Source organism: Mesorhizobium sp. WSM4989, from assembly GCF_029625795.1.
In the GTDB taxonomy this organism is placed as follows: domain Bacteria; phylum Pseudomonadota; class Alphaproteobacteria; order Rhizobiales; family Rhizobiaceae; genus Mesorhizobium.
The window spans coordinates 128935-145738 of record NZ_JARTVN010000002.1 but is presented as its reverse complement, the minus strand read 5'-3'; the positions used below and the strand labels follow the sequence as shown (position 1 = coordinate 145738).

Genomic DNA, 16804 nt, shown 5'->3' with positions numbered 1-16804 from the left:
AAGTATTGCCGGGATCGCCGTATCACGGTACTGTCACAATCCTGTTGCACCTACACCGTATCCCCGTGCCAAGAGGGATGGCTCGAAGGAGAATCACTCGTGCATACAGTCATGCCTGAATGCGATACTCGGCCGAACGCCAGCGCCCTTCTCGGCGCGCGTGCCGCCGACGCTTTCGCAAGCGGCGCACCGCTGGGCCGCATCGGCAACCTGGAAGTGCGGCTCGCCCGCAACGGGGCCGAGATCGCCGCCGCCCAGGAAGTGCGTTATCGGGTATTCTATGACGAGCTCGGCGCGAGGAAGGATTTGTTCCAGGCGCAGGATCGGCGCGATGCCGACCGCTTCGACCCGCTCTGCGATCATCTCCTGGTTTTCGACACCTCGCTTCCCGGCCCAGAGCACCGCCGTATCGTCGGCACCTATCGCCTGCTGCGGCAGGAGATCGCCACCGCGGCGGGCGGCTTCTACTCCGAGGGCGAGTTCGAGCTGACCAAGCTGGTGGCGCGCCATCCGGGCCAACGCTTCCTGGAACTCGGGCGCTCCTGCGTGCTGCCGGAATACCGCTCCAAGCGCACCATCGAGGCGCTCTGGCAAGGCATCTGGGCCTATATCAACCACTATGGCATCGGCGTGATGACCGGCTGCGCCTCCTTCCACGGCACCGTGCCGGCGGCGCATGCGGAGGCGCTTACCTATCTCGCCCATCACTGCCGCACCGACCAGGCCTGGGATGTCCGGGCGGTGGCCGGCCGCTACTGCTCGATGGACTTGATGCCGATCGAGGCGGTCAATGCCAAGGCCGCGATCGCCGCCATGCCGCCGCTCGTCAAAGGCTATCTGCGTGTCGGCGCCCGCATCGGCGACGGCTGCGTCATCGACCACGAATTCTCGACCGTCGACATTTTCGTCGTCATGCCGGTCAAGGAGATCGGCGCCCGCTACGTCAACTACTATGGCGGCGAAGGCCAGCGTTTCGCGGCGTGAGTCTGGCGAATAGCGAATAGCGAATAGCGAATAGCGAAGGAACTAACGATAGTAGGCTGACTACAACAGCCCTATTCGCTACTCGCTATTCGCTATTCGCTGTTTGCTATCACGGAATATCCTCCGGCCTTCGCCCGGGCCGGCTCTTATAGGCCGGGAACGACCAGCCGAATTTGAGCGCCCCGCCCCGCACCAGGAAGGCCGCCGCAAAGCCGAGCAGGCTGGATGGCAGGGCCGACATGCCAACGAGATCGCCAACCGTGAAGAGCGCTGCACCCGCAAGCGCCGCGGTGACATAGATTTCGGGCCTGAGCAGCACGGAAGGCTCGCCTGCGATCAGGTCGCGCAATATGCCGCCGAAGGTCGCGGTGAGCACCCCGGTGATGACCGAAACGACCGGGGAGCCGGTGATCGCCAGGCCCTTTGCAGCCCCCATCACCGCAAAGGCGGCAAGTCCGATCGCATCGAGCCAGAGCAGCAGCTTGTAGCGGGATTCCACACGATGGGCGCTGAAGAAGACAAGCACTGCCATCACGGCGCAGATCAGCACATAGCCGCTGTTGGCGACCCAGAACACCGGCAGGTTGAGAATGACGTCGCGCAGCGTTCCGCCACCAATGCCGGTGATGCTGGCCAGAAACAGGAAGCCGATGATATCGAGCTCTTTGCGTGACGCGGCAAGCGCGCCGGTCGCCGCGAAGACGGCGACGCCGGCATAGTCGAGCAGCTCGATGGGATTCATGGGCGAGCGAATAGTGATTGGCGAATAGTCAGTGCACAGTGAATATCACGAAGCGGTGCGGTTGGTACCGTCCTTCCCTATTCGCTATTCCCTATTCGCTATTGGCTCCCTTCACGCATCCTTCTCGGCCTGCTCGTTCACCGGACCCGGCTCGACCGGCGCTTCGGCGGCGGCGGCCTTTGGGCCGCCCTTGGAGACGCCGACCATCGCCGGCCTCAACACGCGCTCGCCGATCGAATAGCCGGGTTGCACGACCTGGACCACGGTCCCGGCCGGAAGGTCGGGGTTGGGCACTTCGAACATCGCCTGATGGAAGTTCGGGTCGAACTTCTCGCCTTCGGGCGCAAGCTTCTTCACCCCGTGCCGCTCCAGCGCCGCCAGCATGGCGCGCTCGGTGAGGTCGACGCCCTCGATCAGCGCCTTGAAGCCGGCATCGCCGGAGGCCTTGGCCTCGGTCGGAATGGCGTCCAGCGCGCGGCGCAAATTGTCCGACACCGACAGCATGTCGCGCGCGAAATTGGCCACAGCGTAGGTGCGTGCGTCATGTACATCACGCGCGGTACGGCGCCGCAGATTCTCCATTTCGGCAGCTACGCGAAGCGCCCGATCCTTCAGTTCCTCGTTTTCCTTCAGCAACCGCACAAGCGCCTCATAGTCGCCGTCGACGCCGCCTTCCGCACGTTCGCCGGAAGCCCGGGCCTCGGAAGCCTGGCTGGCTTCGATTTCCTCGGGCGCGCGTTCGTCTTTTGCCTGGTCGCTCATCGCCGTTTCCCGTCATTCGGATTGGTTTGGATTTGCGCCCGATATCGAGGTTTAGGGGCCAAAAATCAAGGGGCAAGCACCGATGACGGCCCTTCCGCGATCGTTCCAAATTAATTCAAATTTTACCGTACCGGACGGCTTTGCTTGCCGCTAAGGGCCTATGCGGAACCATTGCCGGGCTGCGAGAGTTTCGAAGCCGACACAGGATTTTGGGACCATGAAGGGCAACATCGGCGAAAGGCGCGCCAAGCTCGCCGACGATATCAGGCGACAGGTTGGCACCGAAGCGACCAAGCGCCTTCTGCGCACGCTTCCGGCATTTCGCCTGGAAAAAGAAGTGCCCAAGCAGTTCACGGATCTGCTCGACCGCCTGGACGGCGCCGAGACGGACAAGGCGGACGGCCAGCGGCAGCACTAGACCGCCCTTCCCCAGTTCCACAGCGTAAGGCGCTGAGGAGCTATGCGGCTCTGCGCTCGTCGCGCATCAGAGCCTCGCCATGACGGATCTCGGTGCCAAGCACCTTGAGGCACTCCCGCATGAACGACGCAAGGCCGGGCCATCCCTTTGCCGAAACCAGATTGCCGTCGACATGCGCGCCGGTCGGCGACACGTCGATATAGGTGCCCCCGGCAAGCGTCACTTCGGGCTCGCAATACTGCAGCGCCGCCACCTCCCTGCCGCGCACCACGCCGTCGACCGCGATCAGGATTTGCACACCGTGGCAGATGGTGAAGATCGGCTTGCCGGTCTCGTGGAAATGCCTGACCAGCGCCTGCACGCGCTTGTCGATGCGAATATATTCCGGCCCGCGTCCGCCCGCAGCGTAGACCGCGTCGTAATCGGCGGGATTCACCTCGGCGAATGTCTTGTTGAGGATATAGTCGTGGCCGAGCTTTTCCGTATAGGTCTGATGGCCCTCGAAGTCGTGCAGCGAGGTCTTGAGCACGTCGCCGGCCTTCTTGTCCGGGCAGACGACATGGACTGTGTGGCCGACCGCATGCATCGCCTGCTCAAAAACGAAAATCTCGTATTCTTCGCTGAACTCGCCAACGAGCATCAGTATCTTCTTGCCTACCATGCCGTTTCCTCCTTTGCCGGCTGTTTATTTCGGAGCGCGAAATAATCACCGTATCCTAAGGGCAAGACGGCAAAAGAGAAAGTGAAATTCGCAGAAGTGGTCTGACCAGATTGTTGGAAAGAGGCGCGTAGAACTGAATCGACTGCGCCAAGGCGTCAAAAGCAAGGTGCTTGGTCAGACCAAAGCTGCAGGCTCGCTTGGTTTACCGGATGGCTGCCTTCGGCGGTCAGCGCGGGGACGGCTCAGCCCGGGCGTTTGCGCCGCCAGGAATATTTCGGGCCCTTGGCTTCCGGCTCTACCGCCGGCTGGTAATAGACTGGCAAGCCTCCTGTGCGCCCTTCCTCCAGCCGCTTCAACAGCACCGGATTGGAGACCTCGAACTCGTCGAAGCCGAGCCGCAGCATATGCGGCAATTGATCGACCAGGACCTGGCCCGTGGCGCGCACCGCGCCTTTGAAGTTATGCCGGGTGCGCAGCAATTCGCCCTTGGAGAAGGAGCGGCCGTCGTTGAAGGCCGGGAAGGCAAGCGCCACCAGCGACAGCTGGTCGAGCAGGCCGACGATCTTGTCGAGCTCGTCGCCGGGGAGCAGGAGCACGCCGAGGCGCTCCTTGGCCGACCTGCGGATATCGTCATCGAGCCCGAGAAAGGCCTGCAACGGGAGGATGAAGCGGCCATTGCCGGCAAGCGCTTCGGCGCTCTCGGCATGGGTCCATTCGTCCTCGCGGAAACCGTTCGGGGTCCACAGGCGGGTTTCCGATTTGGTCGGCTCAGTCATCAAAATTCCTAATGCCCTAAGATCCTAATGCCCTAAGAATGAAAGGATATGTCGCTGTTCAGGTCGGCCCGGAGTCGAAAATGGTGGCTTTCGAGAACGGGAGCGGAGCGTACTTCAACTACGCGAGCTCCGAAAGCGCAGGAACCCGCCATTTGCAGGCCGGCCTCACCTGAGTAGCGGCTGTCCTTAAAGTGATGCGTCGGTCAGCGACTTCTCCAGCCCCGACAGATGGATGCCGCACTCGGTCTTGGCGTGCCCCGCCCAGCGGCCGCTGCGCGCATCCTCGCCTGGCTGTACCGGCTGCGTGCAGGGGAAGCAGCCGATTGACAGATAGCCATAGGCGACCAGCGGGTTTTCGCGCAGCGCATGCGCGCGCATGTAGTCGGCCTGGTCGGATGTCGTCCAATGCGCAAGCGGATTGATGCGGATGCGCGAGCCGACGGCCTCGAAGACCGGGAGTGCCGCGCGCGTCGAAGCCTGGAAGCGCTTGCGACCGGTGAACCAGGCGCGGAACGGCTCGACGCCACGCGCCAGCGGCTCGACCTTGCGCAGGTTGCAGCACGCGTCGGTAGCGGTCTCATGCAGCCGGCCGGTCGGATCGACGCGTTCGAGCGCCGCTTCGTTCGGCTTAATCACTCTGACATCGGTCAGCCCGAAATCGGCGACCAGCGCGTCGCGGTAGCCCAGCGTCTCCTCGAAATGCTTGCCGGTGTCGAGAAAGATCACCGGCAGCGAGCGGTCGATCTCGGCAATCATGTGCAGGAGGACTGCCGAATCGGCGCCGAAGGACGACACGGCGGCAACCTCGCCGCGGAAGAATTCACGCGCCGAGCGCTCGATGATCTCGATCGGCTTCAGATGGCCGAGCAGCGCGTCGAGCCCCGCCGCTTCCGCGGCAACGCCGGCCTCGACGCCGCCGATCCGGTCAAGCGGCCTTGGTTTCGCCAGCATAGAGCGCCTCCTTGAACGGCGCGGGACCGACACGGCGGTAGGCGTCGATAAAACGTTCACTGGGATTGAGCCGAAGGCCGAGATAGGTGTCGACGATCTGCTCGATGGCATCGGTGATTTCTTCCGAAGAGAAACCGCGGCCGATGATCTCGCCGACCGACGTGTTCTCGTCGGCCGAGCCGCCAAGCGTGACCTGGTAGAGCTCGGAGCCCTTCTTCTCCACGCCGAGAATGCCGATATGGCCGACATGGTGGTGGCCGCAGGCGTTGATGCAGCCGGAAATCTTCAGCTTCAGCTCACCGATCTCGCGTTGCCGCTCCAGCGAGGCGAAGCGGCGCGAGATTTCCTGCGCGACCGGAATCGAACGCGCCGTGGCAAGCGCGCAATAATCGAGGCCGGGGCAGGAGATGATATCGCTGATCAGGTTGGAATTGGCGGTCGCCAAGCCGATCTCGACCAGCGCGTCATAGACGGCCTTGAGGTCGGCGCGCGCCACATGCGGCAGGATCAGGTTCTGCTCGTGGCTGACGCGCAGCTCGTCGAAAGCGTATTTCTCGGCGATGTCGGCAACCGCCTCCATCTGGCTGTCGGAGGCGTCGCCGGGCACCTCGCCGATGCCCTTGAGCGAGATCGTCACCGCCGCATAGTCGGGGTGGCGATGCGTTACGACATTCTGGTCGAGCCACTCCGAAAAACTCTTGGAATCGAGCCGCGTCTGCTTCACCTGCGCGTCGCCTTCCGGCCGGTCAGGCAATGCCGGCGGCGCGAAATAGGCATTGATCGCCTGGATGTCGGCGTCCGGCAGCTTCAGCTCCGCGTCCTTCAACTCCTGCCATTCGGCCTCGATCTGGCGGGTGATCTCCTCGACCCCGGTCTCGTGGACGAGGATCTTGATACGCGCCTTGTACTTGTTATCGCGGCGGCCATAGAGGTTGTAAACGCGCAGGATCGCCGTGCAGTAGGACAACAGCTCGGCTTCCGGCAGGAAGTCGCGGATCTTCTTGGCGACCATCGGCGTGCGGCCCTGGCCGCCACCGACATAGACGGCAAAGCCCAGCTCGCCGGCCGCGTTCTTCTTCAGATGCAGCCCGATGTCGTGCGTCTGGATGGCGGCGCGATCACGCTCGGCGCCGGTCACCGCGATCTTGAACTTGCGCGGCAGGTACGAGAACTCCGGATGCACCGACGACCACTGGCGCAGGATCTCCGCATAGGGACGCGGATCGGCAACCTCGTCGGCGGCCGCGCCGGCGAAATGATCCGCGGTGACGTTGCGGATGCAGTTGCCGCTGGTCTGGATGGCATGCATTTCGACACTCGCCAGATCAGCAAGGATCGCCGGGATGTCGGACAGCGCCGGCCAGTTGAACTGGATGTTCTGGCGCGTGGTGAAGTGGCCGTAGCCCTTGTCGTATTTGCGGGCGATGTGGCCGAGCATGCGCAATTGCCTGCTGTTCAGCGTGCCATAGGGCACGGCGATACGCAGCATATAGGCGTGCAGCTGCAAATAGACGCCGTTCATCAGCCGGAGCGGCCGGAACTGGTCCTCGGTGATATCGCCGGCAAGCCGGCGCTGCACCTGGTCGCTGAACTCGGCGACGCGGGCCTTTACGAAATCGTGGTCGAACTCGTCGTAACGGTACATGCTTCGTCTTTCAGGGCCCGTCCGCCCGCTTTCTTGTGTTCTATGCCGCCCGTGCCGGAGCCGGGCTGGCCTGCTTGCCGAGGTCGGTGCGGATGGTGGGGCCCGCGGCGCGGATCTTCTCGCGCAGCCGCACCGGCTCGACCGCGCCGTTGATCACGGTCACATCGATCAGGTTGACGTCGACGACTTCGTTGCTGGCAGCGGCCGCGGCGCCGATGGCCTCGAGCCGATCCTCGGCCGCCTTGTCATGGGCGATGTCGGCACGAGTGACGGTCTCCGCCCAGCCGCCATCGGCGTACCAGACGGCGATACCGTCCGAGAGCCTGTTCGCGGTCAGAACCTTCATTGCTCAACTCCTTCGGCCGCTACGGCGGCCGTATCTTCACGCGTGTGCGCCGCAAGCGGCTCGGATTGTTCGAAATTGGCGCCGGCGACCGCGTCGCCGATGATGGTCATGACCGGACCGGTAAGATCGGCGCGCGCTTCCAGCGACGGCAGGTCGGCGAGCGTGCCGTGGAAGCGGCGGCGATTGCCAAGGCTGGCATTCTCCACCACGGCGACGGCGGTATCGGGCGACAGCCCGGCTTCGATCAGCCGGCCGGCGACTTCGGCTGCAACCGAGCGGCCCATATAGACGGCGACGGTGGCGCCGGAAATGGCAAGCTTTGCCCAATCGGGCAGTGAGTTGCCCTTGAGGTCATGTCCGGTGGTGAACACCATCGAGGACGTCACGCCGCGCAGCGTCAGCGGCAATTCGAAATCGGCGGCCGCGGCGAAGGCGGCGGTCACGCCCGGAACCACCTCATAGGCGATGCCGGCCTCGCGAAGTGCTGCCATTTCCTCGCCCGCCCGCCCGAACACAAGCGGATCGCCTGATTTCAGCCGCACCACGCGCTTGCCGGCGCGGCCAAGCTCGATGAGCAGAGCGTTGATTTCTTCCTGGCTCTTGGAATGGCAGCCCTTGCGCTTGCCGACAGGCAAGCGCTCGGCATCGCGGCGCCCCATGGCGACGATCGCTTCCGGCACCAGCGCGTCATAGACGATCGCGTCGGCCTCCATCAGCAGGCGGTGGGCGCGCAGCGTCAAAAGATCCTCCGCGCCCGGGCCGGCGCCGACCAGAGCGATGTGACCTGCGGTCGGCGCGTCCGAAGTCAGAAGTTCGAGCGCAGCACTATGCGCCCTGGCGAACTCTCCGGCTTCAACCGCCTTGGCCGGGAGGCCGGCGAAGAAATCGCTCCAGAACCGGCGGCGGCGATTGCCCTTCGGCAGCCGCTCGGCAGCAGTGCGAAACGACGACGCCAAGGCTGCCAGCCGGCCAAGCGACGGCGACAGCATGCGATCGATGCGCACCCGCAGCAGCTGCGCCAGCACAGGGCCGGCGCCCTCGGTGCCGATGGCGATGGCGACCGGCGCGCGGTTGACCAGCGCCGGTGTGAAGAAATCGCAGAGCTCAGGCCGGTCGACGGCGTTGACCGGAATGCCCAGCCGGCGGGCGTCTTCGACCACGCGGCGGTCGAGCGCCTCGTCGCCGCTGGCGGCAAACACCATGGCCGCGTCCTCGAGGTGCGCGGCATCGTAGGCGACATCGACGTGGACAGCGCCGGCGGTTGCAATGAAATTCAGAAGCTCGGGATCGGCATTGTCCGCAATGATGCGCAGCGTCGCGTTTGACTGAGCAAGCAGCCTGGCCTTGGCCAGTGCCTCCTCGCCGTTGCCGACGATGGCCACGGCTTCGCCGTCGACCCGCAGGAAGACGGGGAAGGCGTTGAGCTTGGCATTGGCTGGCGACATGGCGATAAACAGTACGAGAACAGTCTGGCAGTTTTATGCGGGCCTGGGAAAAACCAGAAGGCAAGCACTCGCGCATCCCTTGATGGCAGGCAATCGCTTTTTCGCAGCCGCGAAAGGCAGGAGAAAAAAATTCTACGTCGGAGCTTGAGGTGGTCGGGCACCTCTCCGAGAGCTACTGATCCGGCAGAGTTTTTAGCGCCGTGCAGCCGACACGGCAAAACGGTTTTTTCTAAATTCTACCAATTAAGTAGATTAAGACGCGTCTTGCTGGTGGGTGAGATCGCTGCCGCTTGCAGCACATCCTGCAGTCGTTAGTTGATCCGGAACTATCATGCTCGGCGGCACGTTTCGCTAACGATCCATCCCGTCGGTCGAGCCGCTCTCGCGGGGCTCGATTTGTGCTCAAGGCAAGGAGGAAAATCATGAACATCAAGCTTAAACGCGGTCTCTGGGTGGTCGTGGCCGACGGCGAGAAGGCGCTTTTCCTCCGCAATGAAGGCGACAGCAAGTTTCCGAACCTCGAGGTGGTTCAGGAGATGGAGCAGGAAAATCCCGCCACCAGGGAGCAAGGCACCGATAAACCGGGCCGGTATGCCGAAGGGCCACGCAGCGCGATCGAAGAAACCGACTGGCATCGCCTCGGCAAGGAACGTTTCGCAAGCGATATTGCCGATCGGCTCTACAAGCTTGCACATCGGGGTGAGTTCGACCAGCTCGTGCTGATCGCGCCGCCGCAGGTGCTCGGCGAGATGCGTCAGAAGCTGCACAAGGAAGTCAGTGAAAAAGTGCAGGCCGAAATCCCCAAGACGCTGACCAATCATACCGTCTTCGACATCGAGAATCTGCTCAAAGCGGCCTGAGCGGCACGCAGGAACGCACAGTGCAGGGGATTGATGCCGTGGCCCCCTCATGGCGGCTCGCTCTGATTTCTCATCCGGCGCCCGATCGCGGCGCCGATTTCCGTGTAGCGGTGGTTGCGTCACCGCCCCTCCCCCGACCATATTGCGAAGGGGCGGCGGCCCTCGGGCGGCGCTTATCGACATCGTGAATTCTCGAAAGGCGCTCCATAGACAATGCCGCATGACACGCCCCTGATCGCCACCATCGTCGCCGGTTTGGGGCTTGCCTTCGTTTTCGGAGCATTGGCCAACCGATTCCGCATCCCGCCGCTGGTCGGCTATCTCGTGGCTGGCGTGCTGGTCGGGCCGAACACGCCGGGCTTCGTCGCCGACGCCAGCCTTGCCAACGAGCTCGCCGAGATTGGCGTCATCCTGCTGATGTTCGGCGTCGGCCTGCATTTCTCGCTGAAGGATCTTTTGTCGGTCCGCGCAATCGCCGTGCCCGGCGCCGTCGTGCAGATCGGCTTTGCCACGCTGCTCGGCGTCGGCCTCGCCTGGCTGCTTGGCTGGTCGCTCGGCGCCGGCCTTGTCTTCGGCCTCGCGCTCTCCGTCGCCTCGACCGTCGTCCTGCTGCGCGCCATGCAGGAGCGGCGGCTGATCGAGACCGAGCGCGGCCGCATCGCCGTCGGCTGGCTGATCGTCGAGGATTTGGCCATGGTGCTGGCGCTGGTGCTTTTGCCGGCGCTCGCCGGCGTGCTTGGCGGCCAGCCGCAGGCCGACGACCATGCGAGCCTGCTTTCGCTGCCCGCCAGCCACGGCATATGGGGCGTGGTCGGCATAACGCTGGCCAAGGTCGTCGCCTTCGTCGTCGTCATGCTGGTCGTAGGCCGCAGGGTCATCCCCTGGATCCTGCACTATGTCGCCCATACCGGCTCACGCGAGCTGTTCCGGCTCTCGGTGCTTGCCATCGCGCTCGGCGTCGCCTTCGGCGCGGCGAAGCTGTTCGGCGTCTCGCTGGCGCTCGGCGCCTTCTTCGCCGGCATGGTCATGAGCGAGTCCGAGCTCAGCCACCGGGCGGCGGAAGAATCGCTGCCGCTGCGCGACGCTTTTTCCGTGCTGTTCTTCGTTTCCGTCGGCATGCTGTTCGATCCGTTCAGCCTGGTCAGCAACGGCCTGCCGATCCTGGCGACCTTAGCCATCATCCTCATCGGCAAAACGCTCGCCGCTTTCGTCATCGTGATCGCCTTCCGCTATCCGGTCGCGACCGCGCTGATGATCTCGGCCAGCCTTGCCCAGATCGGCGAATTCTCCTTCATCCTGGCCGAGCTCGGCGTCGGGTTGAAGCTACTGCCCGAACAGGGCCGCGACCTCATTCTGGCCGGCGCCATCCTGTCGATCCTGCTCAACCCGCTGATGTTCCTGATCGTCGACAGGATGAAGCCGTGGCTGGAAAAGCGCGCCGGCAAAACGGCAGAGCCCGAGGAATCAAGGCCGATCGGCCCGGCGACCGAGCCCGGCCAGGTGGCCTCGGCGGCGGCAGTGTCTGAAAGCGAGAATGGTCTGCCGCCGCGAACGGGACTCACCGACCATTCCATCCTGATCGGCTATGGACGTGTCGGCAGCCTCGTGGGTGCCGCGCTGAAACAAGCCGCCCTGCCCTTCCTGGTTGTCGAGGATGCCGACAAGACGCTGTCGAAGCTGAGGGCCGAGGGCGTCGAAACGGTGGCCGGCAACGCCGCCAATGCGGACGTCTTCGCGGCCGCCAATCCGGAAGGCGCCAAACGGCTGATCCTCGCCATCCCCAACGCCTTCGAGGCGGGACAGGTGGTGCTGCGGGCGCGCGCGGCCAATCCCGGCATCAGCGTCATTGCGCGCGCCCATTCCGATGCCGAGGTCGAGCATCTCAAGGCTCTCGGCGCCGACACCGTGATCATGGGCGAGCGCGAAATAGCACGCGGCATTGTCGAGGCGGTTACCGGCATGTCACCCGCTCGGCTGGACGACGCCGCTGTCGAGATCAGGCCGCGGCCTGCCTGACGCTCGTCTGCACAAACCAAGCGGATCAGGAAACGAATAACGGAAGCGATGTCGCTGAGATGGAAGTCACACGTGCTGGCCGCCATTGATGTGGATTTCCGAGCCGGTCACGTAGGACGCCTGGCCCGAACACAGGAAAAAGATGATGTCGGCCACTTCCGACGTGGCGCCCAGCCTTCTCAGCGGGATCGTCTCGACGATCTTGTCGGTGCCGGGCGACAGGATCGCCGTGTCGATCTCGCCCGGCGCGATCGCATTGACGCGGATGCCGTGCGGCCCGAAGTCATGCGCCATCTCGCGCGTCAGAGAACCCAGCGCCGCCTTCGACGTCGCATAGGCCGTGCCGGCAAATGGATGCACGCGCGTGCCGGCGATCGAGGTCACGTTGACGATTGAGCCCTTGGCGGCGGCGAGTTCCTTGAACAGCCCTCTCGCCAGCATGATCGGCGCGAAGAAATTGACCTGGAACACGTCGCGCCAGACATGCATCGGCGTCTCGATCGAGTTCATCCGGCCGCCGTCCTTGAGCTTCGGCGAGATGCCAGCATTGTTGACCAGCGCGTGCAACTGCCCGCCATGCGCCTCCAGCCGGTGGCGGATTTCCGAGACGGCAATGCCGACATCCTCCTGGTCGGCAAGGTCGACCTTGATGTGGTCTTCGGGACCGGCCGGCCATGGACAGTCCTCGGCAAAGGCCTGTCGCGAGCAGGTGATGACGCGCCAGCCCTCGCGTGAAAAGCGTTTCACCGTCGCATGGCCGATGCCGCGGCTGGCGCCGGTGAGCACGATGGTTTTTCTGCTGTCGATTTCGGCCATGGCTTTATCTCCGGCCGGACATGTAGCCGAAGGCGCCAGCCATTGCGAGAGGCGAGTTGCCGCTCAACCGCCGCTGAGGATGTCGAGAATCGACGTCTGCCGCCTTTTCTTCGGGCCGCCGACATCGCCGGGCGGCACCGGATGCCCGACCGAGGCGGTGGTACCGCCGTCGCTCGGCATATCGAAGCCATCGGCATCGACCGTCTGGGCTGGACGCGCCTGCCGTGCGGGCGCCTGGGCGACAGGGCTCGACTGGCCGACGGGCGCCGGCGGCGCCGGCTGCGAGTTGTCCGCCGAGGGTATCTCGTCCGGCACAACCGTATCGGGCGGCGTCGATTTCCAGGTGCCGGGCAACGGCCTGACCGGCAAGCCTTCATGCGCGGCGACCATGAATTCGTGCCAGGCCTGCGCCGGCAAGGCGCCGCCGGTCACCTTCTTCATCGGGCTGCCGTCGTCATTGCCGAACCACACACCCGTCGTGAGGTTGGCGGTATAGCCGACGAACCAGGCGTCGCGTGAATTCTGGCTGGTGCCGGTCTTGCCGGCCGAGGGCCAGTTGAAGGCCGCCTTCTTGGCGGTGCCGACTTCGACCGTGCCCGTCATCATAGAGTTCATCATGCCGACGATGTCGGCCTTGAGGACGCGCGGCGCGCTGCCGCCATTGTTTTCGTAGAGCACCTTGCCGCTAGCCGTGGTGACGCGCTGGATGAAACGGATATCCGGCTTGTAGCCGCCATTGGCGAAAGGCACATAGGCGGCGGTCAGTTCCAGCGGCGTCACTTCCGAGGTGCCGAGCGCGATCGAGGTGTTCGACTGCAGGTCGGATTGGATGCCCATGCGGTGCGCGGCCTCAACCACGGCGTCGGGGCCGACCTCCATGGTGAGTTGCGCCGCCACCGAGTTCAGGGACTTCGCCAGTGCGGTGGCCAGCGTCACCTTGCCATAATATTTGCCGCCATAGTTCTCCGGCGTCCATTTGCCTATTCTGATCGGGGCGTCGTTGCGCACGCTGTCCGGTGTGCGGCCTGCTTCCAGCGCCGCCATGTAGACGAAAGGCTTGAAGGCCGATCCCGGCTGGCGCCGCGCTTCCGAGGCGCGATCGAACTGGCTGGTCGAATAGTCGTAACCGCCGACCATGGCGCGAACGGCGCCGGAATCATCGATCGACACCAACGCGCCCTGGGTGACGTTGAGCTTTCTGCCGCTCTCGTCGATCAGCCGGCGGATCGACTGCTCGGCGAGCTTCTGCAGCGTCAGATCCACGGTGGTGTCGATGACGATGTCGCCGCGCACGTCGCCGATCAGGTCGGGAAGTTCCTCCATGACCGTGTCGGCGACATAATTCTCCGAGCCGGTCCAGTAGGAGGGCGAGCGCGTCGCCGGCGCGCTCAGCGCCATTTTGTATTCCTTGTCGCCGATCTTGCCTTCCTCGCGCATGGCGGCGAGCACGAGCTGTGCGCGTTCTTCCGCCGCCTTGGGATCGCGCGCCGGCGAAAGCCGCGACGGCGCCTTGAGCAGACCGGCCAGAAGCGCTGCCTCGGAAAGCGTGACATCGCGCGCGCTCTTGCCGAAATACCGCCGCGAGGCGGCCTCCACGCCATAGGCGCCGGACCCGAAATAGACCCGGTTGAGATACATTTCGAGGATCTGGTCCTTGCTGTGCTTGTGCTCCAGCCACAGCGCCAGCAGCACTTCCTGCACCTTGCGCTCCAGCGTGCGATCCGGCGTCAGGAACAGGTTCTTGGCCAGCTGCTGCGTCAGCGTCGAGCCGCCCTGCGAGAAATGACCGCCAAGGACGTTGGTGACCATGGCGCGCGCCAGGCCGATCGGGTCGATGCCGAAATGCGAATAGAACCGCCGATCCTCGATGGCGACGACAGCCTCGGGAATATATGGCGACATTTCATTGAGGCCGACGGCCTCGCCGCCGCTCATGCCGCGATTTGCGATGAGTTGCCCGTCGACCGAGACGATCTTGATGTTGGGCGCGCGGTCGGGGATCGACCATGTGGTCGCCGCCGGCATCTTGGCGCCGTAATAGACGACGACGCCGGCCACCGCGATGCCGCCCCAGATGCAGAAAACGAAGCACCAGTAGAGCAGGCGGCCGAAGATGGAAAACAGCCCGCGCTGGCTGCGATCGCGCCCCCGGCCGCGCGATTTCGCCTTGGCGGATTTGCGTTTCGCTGCGGATTTACGATTTGCCGGCACGACGCGATCCTCCTCGCTGACCGAAAAGCCGTCGGAGGATTTCGCCCGCGGCGAGCCCTCGAAGCTCGGTTCGATGCGACTGTCTCTGCGGTTCGCCATTGCGCTGTGCTTGCTGTCCCCGATGCCGATGGCGCTCGGGTTGCAGAGTAGATGCGGCGGTTTAAAGGCGCGTTAAGTGGGGAAAAATCGAAGTGATTGAAAAGCAAATGTTTGGTAAGTGGCCACCTGACGGAGCGCGATCGGCGTGGCATTCCGGCCGCGCTCCAGCGTTTGCATAGGCGGGCGAGTCGGCTCGGACTAGTCGAGCACGGCACGGACCGAGAGCGCAGCTCTCGATGCCCGCATGACATCGCCGACATGGCAGTAGCAGACGATCTCGTGCAGCTGATAGTCGGTCAGCTCGAAGAAGCGTTTTGCTTCGCCGTAGGTGTCGTTCTTCAAACCCTCGTCGTGCAGAACGGGGTCTTCCAGGGCGACGGATATGGGCGAGCCGGCGCCCCGCATGACATTGCGTTCCCGCGGGGCACGATATTCGGTGCCGATCAGCGCGGTCAGGAGCCGGTTTGGCTCACGTTCGAGAAGCTCCGCCCAACGTGCGAGGCGCTGGGTTCGGCTCATGACGGGTTTGGCAGTGCGGACCTCGGCAACGGCGTGCAACTGGTCCAGTGTTTGGTGCTTCATGGCAACCTCCTAGAGGCTAGGTTGGTCGGCCCCAAAACTCCCTATGCGCAGCATGATATCGCCGAACCGCGCGGACGTCATCCGTTTGCCGTCCACCCCCGCAAGATTTGATGGGGGCTGCGCGCGGCCCCCGCCAGTCTTCATGCCGTTCGCCAGAATGGAGACGAAATCAGACGCTTATCCTGGACGTCAAGGAACGCTGAACTCGGGCTCCGCCGCCCTTCGACCGACGATCGACGACAGGCCGTAGAAAGCCAGCGGCTGTTCCTGACAAGTCACCGCCACGACCCTGTTCGACCTGTCTATGTCGAGGCCCTTCGGCCCACCTTCCTCGACGCTGGCCCTGCCGCGCAGAAAGCTTTCGTCGTCGAGCACGGCGACCGAACGCGACGGCGTGCGGCGCCCCTTCCAGCCTTCCTCGCTTGCATAGACGTGAACCATCGGGCTGCCGGCGTCGGCGACGAGGATGTGGCTGCCGTCCTGCGTGAAGCGCAGGCCGTGCGGGTAGTTGGCATTTTCCAGGACACCGGCGGGCCGGGTCTCACCGCCAAGCGGTGCCGACATGTCGTAGATCTTCACGTCGTTGGTGCCGTGGCTGCTGACGGCGACCCACCGCCCGTCATGGCTGAGCGCGATGCCGTCCGGGATGTCGAGGCCCTGCTCCAGGAGAACCTGATTCCACAGGGCGCGGTATCCCCATCGCCCGTGAATCACATGGCGGGTCACCCGATGCGTGTAGTTGTTACAGACCAGCAGGCTGAGCCGGCCATGCGACTCACGCCTGACGGCGACCGAGCCGGGCGTTCTCAATCTGCAAAATCGGCTGCCTTTGATCACGCGAAGTGGCGAGATTTCGTGCCCTTGTCCGGCCGGATCGCCTTGCGGCAGGGCGAAGACGGCAACCAGCCCATCGCGATTGGCGACCACAAAAGTCCTGTTGTCGATGAAATCGAGGCCATGCACCTCGCCCATGCTGTCCGATCTGAGCTCCACGAAATCGCGGATAACGATCCTCGCTGCACCGGCCGTCGGCTCTATGTCGATGCGCAGCATCAGGCATCGCCTGCGTCCATATCCGGCGACGGCAAGCAAGCGGTTGTCGGGCGAAAAGCGCAGGTCCTCGGTCCGCCCGATCGCGGCGAGCGCATCGTTCACGGCACCGGTGGCCACGAAATCGATCCGGGGAATCATATCAAAAACCACCCCCGCCCCAGCAAGCGGACCCGGATGCAATAGGCGCTATCCGGAGCCGACCGGTCAAGTCCGCGAGATGCGGACGTAGTGAGATCAATTCTGCTGGATCGAAATGCCCTTGTCGTCGATCTTGAGCTCCACGCCCTTCGGCCTGGTCTGCTCGCGGTAGATGTAGATGCCAAGCGCGATGACCACGACGACCAACGCGCCGATGATGAGGTAGAGCATGTTCTGTCTCATCTCGCCCCCTTCTTGCTGCCGAGTCTCGCGCCTGCTTCGAGGCCCTGCGGCGGTCG

The 16804-nt window shown here is 64.0% G+C and carries 17 protein-coding genes; 4 read left to right on the top strand and 13 right to left on the bottom strand.

Annotation, left to right across the window (positions count from 1 at the left end):
* The first annotated feature begins 99 nt into the window (after positions 1 to 99).
* Positions 100 to 984, top strand: a complete 885-nt coding sequence (locus P9217_RS13455; protein WP_082953625.1) for a GNAT family N-acetyltransferase — start codon at positions 100 to 102, stop codon at positions 982 to 984.
* Between the two features lie 109 nt (positions 985 to 1093).
* Here the strand turns inward: P9217_RS13455 and P9217_RS13450 are convergent, their stop codons facing one another.
* Together P9217_RS13450 and grpE are read right to left on the bottom strand one after the other, a co-directional pair.
* Entirely contained in the window at positions 1094 to 1726 is a 633-nt protein-coding gene (locus P9217_RS13450) for a trimeric intracellular cation channel family protein (RefSeq protein ID WP_067318898.1), read from the bottom strand.
* A 111-nt stretch (positions 1727 to 1837) separates the two neighbouring features.
* On the bottom strand, positions 1838 to 2488 hold the full coding sequence (gene grpE, locus P9217_RS13445) for a nucleotide exchange factor GrpE (RefSeq protein WP_278087044.1): 651 nt from the start codon (positions 2486 to 2488) through the stop codon (positions 1838 to 1840).
* Between the two features lie 217 nt (positions 2489 to 2705).
* Here grpE and P9217_RS13440 point away from each other — a divergent pair, with 217 nt between their 5' ends.
* A complete protein-coding gene (locus P9217_RS13440) occupies positions 2706 to 2906 on the top strand; it encodes a hypothetical protein (RefSeq protein ID WP_067318902.1) in 201 nt (66 codons plus the stop codon).
* Between the two features lie 40 nt (positions 2907 to 2946).
* On the opposite strand, the gene P9217_RS13435 is transcribed toward P9217_RS13440, so the two are convergent.
* The 6 genes from P9217_RS13435 to cysG form a co-directional block, all read right to left on the bottom strand.
* The gene (locus P9217_RS13435) at positions 2947 to 3567 is read right to left on the bottom strand and encodes a DJ-1/PfpI family protein (RefSeq protein ID WP_067318906.1); all 621 of its coding nucleotides are present in this window, start codon (positions 3565 to 3567) and stop codon (positions 2947 to 2949) included.
* Between the two features lie 242 nt (positions 3568 to 3809).
* Complete coding sequence (locus P9217_RS13430) at positions 3810 to 4343, bottom strand: DUF934 domain-containing protein (RefSeq protein ID WP_067318908.1); 534 nt, start codon at positions 4341 to 4343, stop codon at positions 3810 to 3812.
* Between the two features lie 186 nt (positions 4344 to 4529).
* A complete protein-coding gene (locus P9217_RS13425) occupies positions 4530 to 5294 on the bottom strand; it encodes a phosphoadenylyl-sulfate reductase (RefSeq protein WP_067004081.1) in 765 nt (254 codons plus the stop codon).
* Complete coding sequence (locus tag P9217_RS13420) at positions 5269 to 6939, bottom strand: nitrite/sulfite reductase (protein ID WP_127247052.1); 1671 nt, start codon at positions 6937 to 6939, stop codon at positions 5269 to 5271. The genes P9217_RS13425 and P9217_RS13420 overlap by 26 nt, the downstream gene beginning before the upstream one ends.
* Positions 6940 to 6979: 40 nt before the next feature.
* Complete coding sequence (locus P9217_RS13415; protein ID WP_127242316.1) at positions 6980 to 7285, bottom strand: DUF2849 domain-containing protein; 306 nt, start codon at positions 7283 to 7285, stop codon at positions 6980 to 6982.
* Positions 7282 to 8730, bottom strand: coding sequence for a siroheme synthase CysG (cysG, locus tag P9217_RS13410; protein ID WP_278087043.1), 1449 nt, complete (start codon positions 8728 to 8730; stop codon positions 7282 to 7284). The genes P9217_RS13415 and cysG overlap by 4 nt, the downstream gene beginning before the upstream one ends.
* 419 nt (positions 8731 to 9149) lie before the next feature.
* Between cysG and P9217_RS13405 the strand changes: the two genes are divergently transcribed.
* Complete coding sequence (locus P9217_RS13405) at positions 9150 to 9590, top strand: host attachment family protein (RefSeq protein WP_164747059.1); 441 nt, start codon at positions 9150 to 9152, stop codon at positions 9588 to 9590.
* 213 nt (positions 9591 to 9803) lie between these two features.
* Positions 9804 to 11606 carry a YbaL family putative K(+) efflux transporter gene (ybaL, locus tag P9217_RS13400; protein ID WP_278087042.1) on the top strand — a complete coding sequence of 601 codons (1803 nt, stop codon included), beginning with the start codon at positions 9804 to 9806 and terminating at the stop codon, positions 11604 to 11606.
* 66 nt (positions 11607 to 11672) lie between these two features.
* On the opposite strand, the gene P9217_RS13395 is transcribed toward ybaL, so the two are convergent.
* The 5 genes from P9217_RS13395 to P9217_RS13375 form a co-directional block, all read right to left on the bottom strand.
* Positions 11673 to 12422: an SDR family oxidoreductase gene (locus P9217_RS13395; protein ID WP_067004093.1), complete on the bottom strand. Its 750-nt coding sequence runs from the start codon at positions 12420 to 12422 to the stop codon at positions 11673 to 11675.
* A 63-nt stretch (positions 12423 to 12485) separates the two neighbouring features.
* Positions 12486 to 14732 (bottom strand): transglycosylase domain-containing protein, encoded by a 2247-nt coding sequence (locus P9217_RS13390; RefSeq protein ID WP_095800582.1) that lies wholly within the window; start codon positions 14730 to 14732, stop codon positions 12486 to 12488.
* A gap of 198 nt (positions 14733 to 14930) precedes the next feature.
* Positions 14931 to 15314: a hypothetical protein gene (locus P9217_RS13385; protein WP_067004095.1), complete on the bottom strand. Its 384-nt coding sequence runs from the start codon at positions 15312 to 15314 to the stop codon at positions 14931 to 14933.
* Between the two features lie 189 nt (positions 15315 to 15503).
* Entirely contained in the window at positions 15504 to 16484 is a 981-nt protein-coding gene (locus tag P9217_RS13380) for a beta-propeller fold lactonase family protein (protein WP_278053173.1), read from the bottom strand.
* 117 nt (positions 16485 to 16601) lie between these two features.
* Positions 16602 to 16748 (bottom strand): hypothetical protein, encoded by a 147-nt coding sequence (locus P9217_RS13375; protein ID WP_082980768.1) that lies wholly within the window; start codon positions 16746 to 16748, stop codon positions 16602 to 16604.
* Positions 16749 to 16804 lie beyond the last annotated feature (56 nt).

What these genes read in the sequence shown, in the direction of transcription:
- P9217_RS13415 (WP_127242316.1), bottom strand. Translation starts at nt 7,285, where the DNA reads ATGAAGGTTCTGACCGCGAACAGGCTCTCGGACGGTATCGCCGTCTGG.
- grpE (WP_278087044.1), bottom strand. Translation starts at nt 2,488, where the DNA reads ATGAGCGACCAGGCAAAAGACGAACGCGCGCCCGAGGAAATCGAAGCC.
- ybaL (WP_278087042.1), top strand. Translation starts at nt 9,804, where the DNA reads ATGCCGCATGACACGCCCCTGATCGCCACCATCGTCGCCGGTTTGGGG.
- P9217_RS13375 (WP_082980768.1), bottom strand. Translation starts at nt 16,748, where the DNA reads ATGAGACAGAACATGCTCTACCTCATCATCGGCGCGTTGGTCGTCGTG.
- P9217_RS13430 (WP_067318908.1), bottom strand. Translation starts at nt 4,343, where the DNA reads ATGACTGAGCCGACCAAATCGGAAACCCGCCTGTGGACCCCGAACGGT.
- P9217_RS13440 (WP_067318902.1), top strand. Translation starts at nt 2,706, where the DNA reads ATGAAGGGCAACATCGGCGAAAGGCGCGCCAAGCTCGCCGACGATATC.
- P9217_RS13425 (WP_067004081.1), bottom strand. Translation starts at nt 5,294, where the DNA reads ATGCTGGCGAAACCAAGGCCGCTTGACCGGATCGGCGGCGTCGAGGCC.
- P9217_RS13385 (WP_067004095.1), bottom strand. Translation starts at nt 15,314, where the DNA reads ATGAAGCACCAAACACTGGACCAGTTGCACGCCGTTGCCGAGGTCCGC.
- P9217_RS13450 (WP_067318898.1), bottom strand. Translation starts at nt 1,726, where the DNA reads ATGAATCCCATCGAGCTGCTCGACTATGCCGGCGTCGCCGTCTTCGCG.
- P9217_RS13435 (WP_067318906.1), bottom strand. Translation starts at nt 3,567, where the DNA reads ATGGTAGGCAAGAAGATACTGATGCTCGTTGGCGAGTTCAGCGAAGAA.
- cysG (WP_278087043.1), bottom strand. Translation starts at nt 8,730, where the DNA reads ATGTCGCCAGCCAATGCCAAGCTCAACGCCTTCCCCGTCTTCCTGCGG.
- P9217_RS13420 (WP_127247052.1), bottom strand. Translation starts at nt 6,939, where the DNA reads ATGTACCGTTACGACGAGTTCGACCACGATTTCGTAAAGGCCCGCGTC.
- P9217_RS13395 (WP_067004093.1), bottom strand. Translation starts at nt 12,422, where the DNA reads ATGGCCGAAATCGACAGCAGAAAAACCATCGTGCTCACCGGCGCCAGC.
- P9217_RS13390 (WP_095800582.1), bottom strand. Translation starts at nt 14,732, where the DNA reads ATGGCGAACCGCAGAGACAGTCGCATCGAACCGAGCTTCGAGGGCTCG.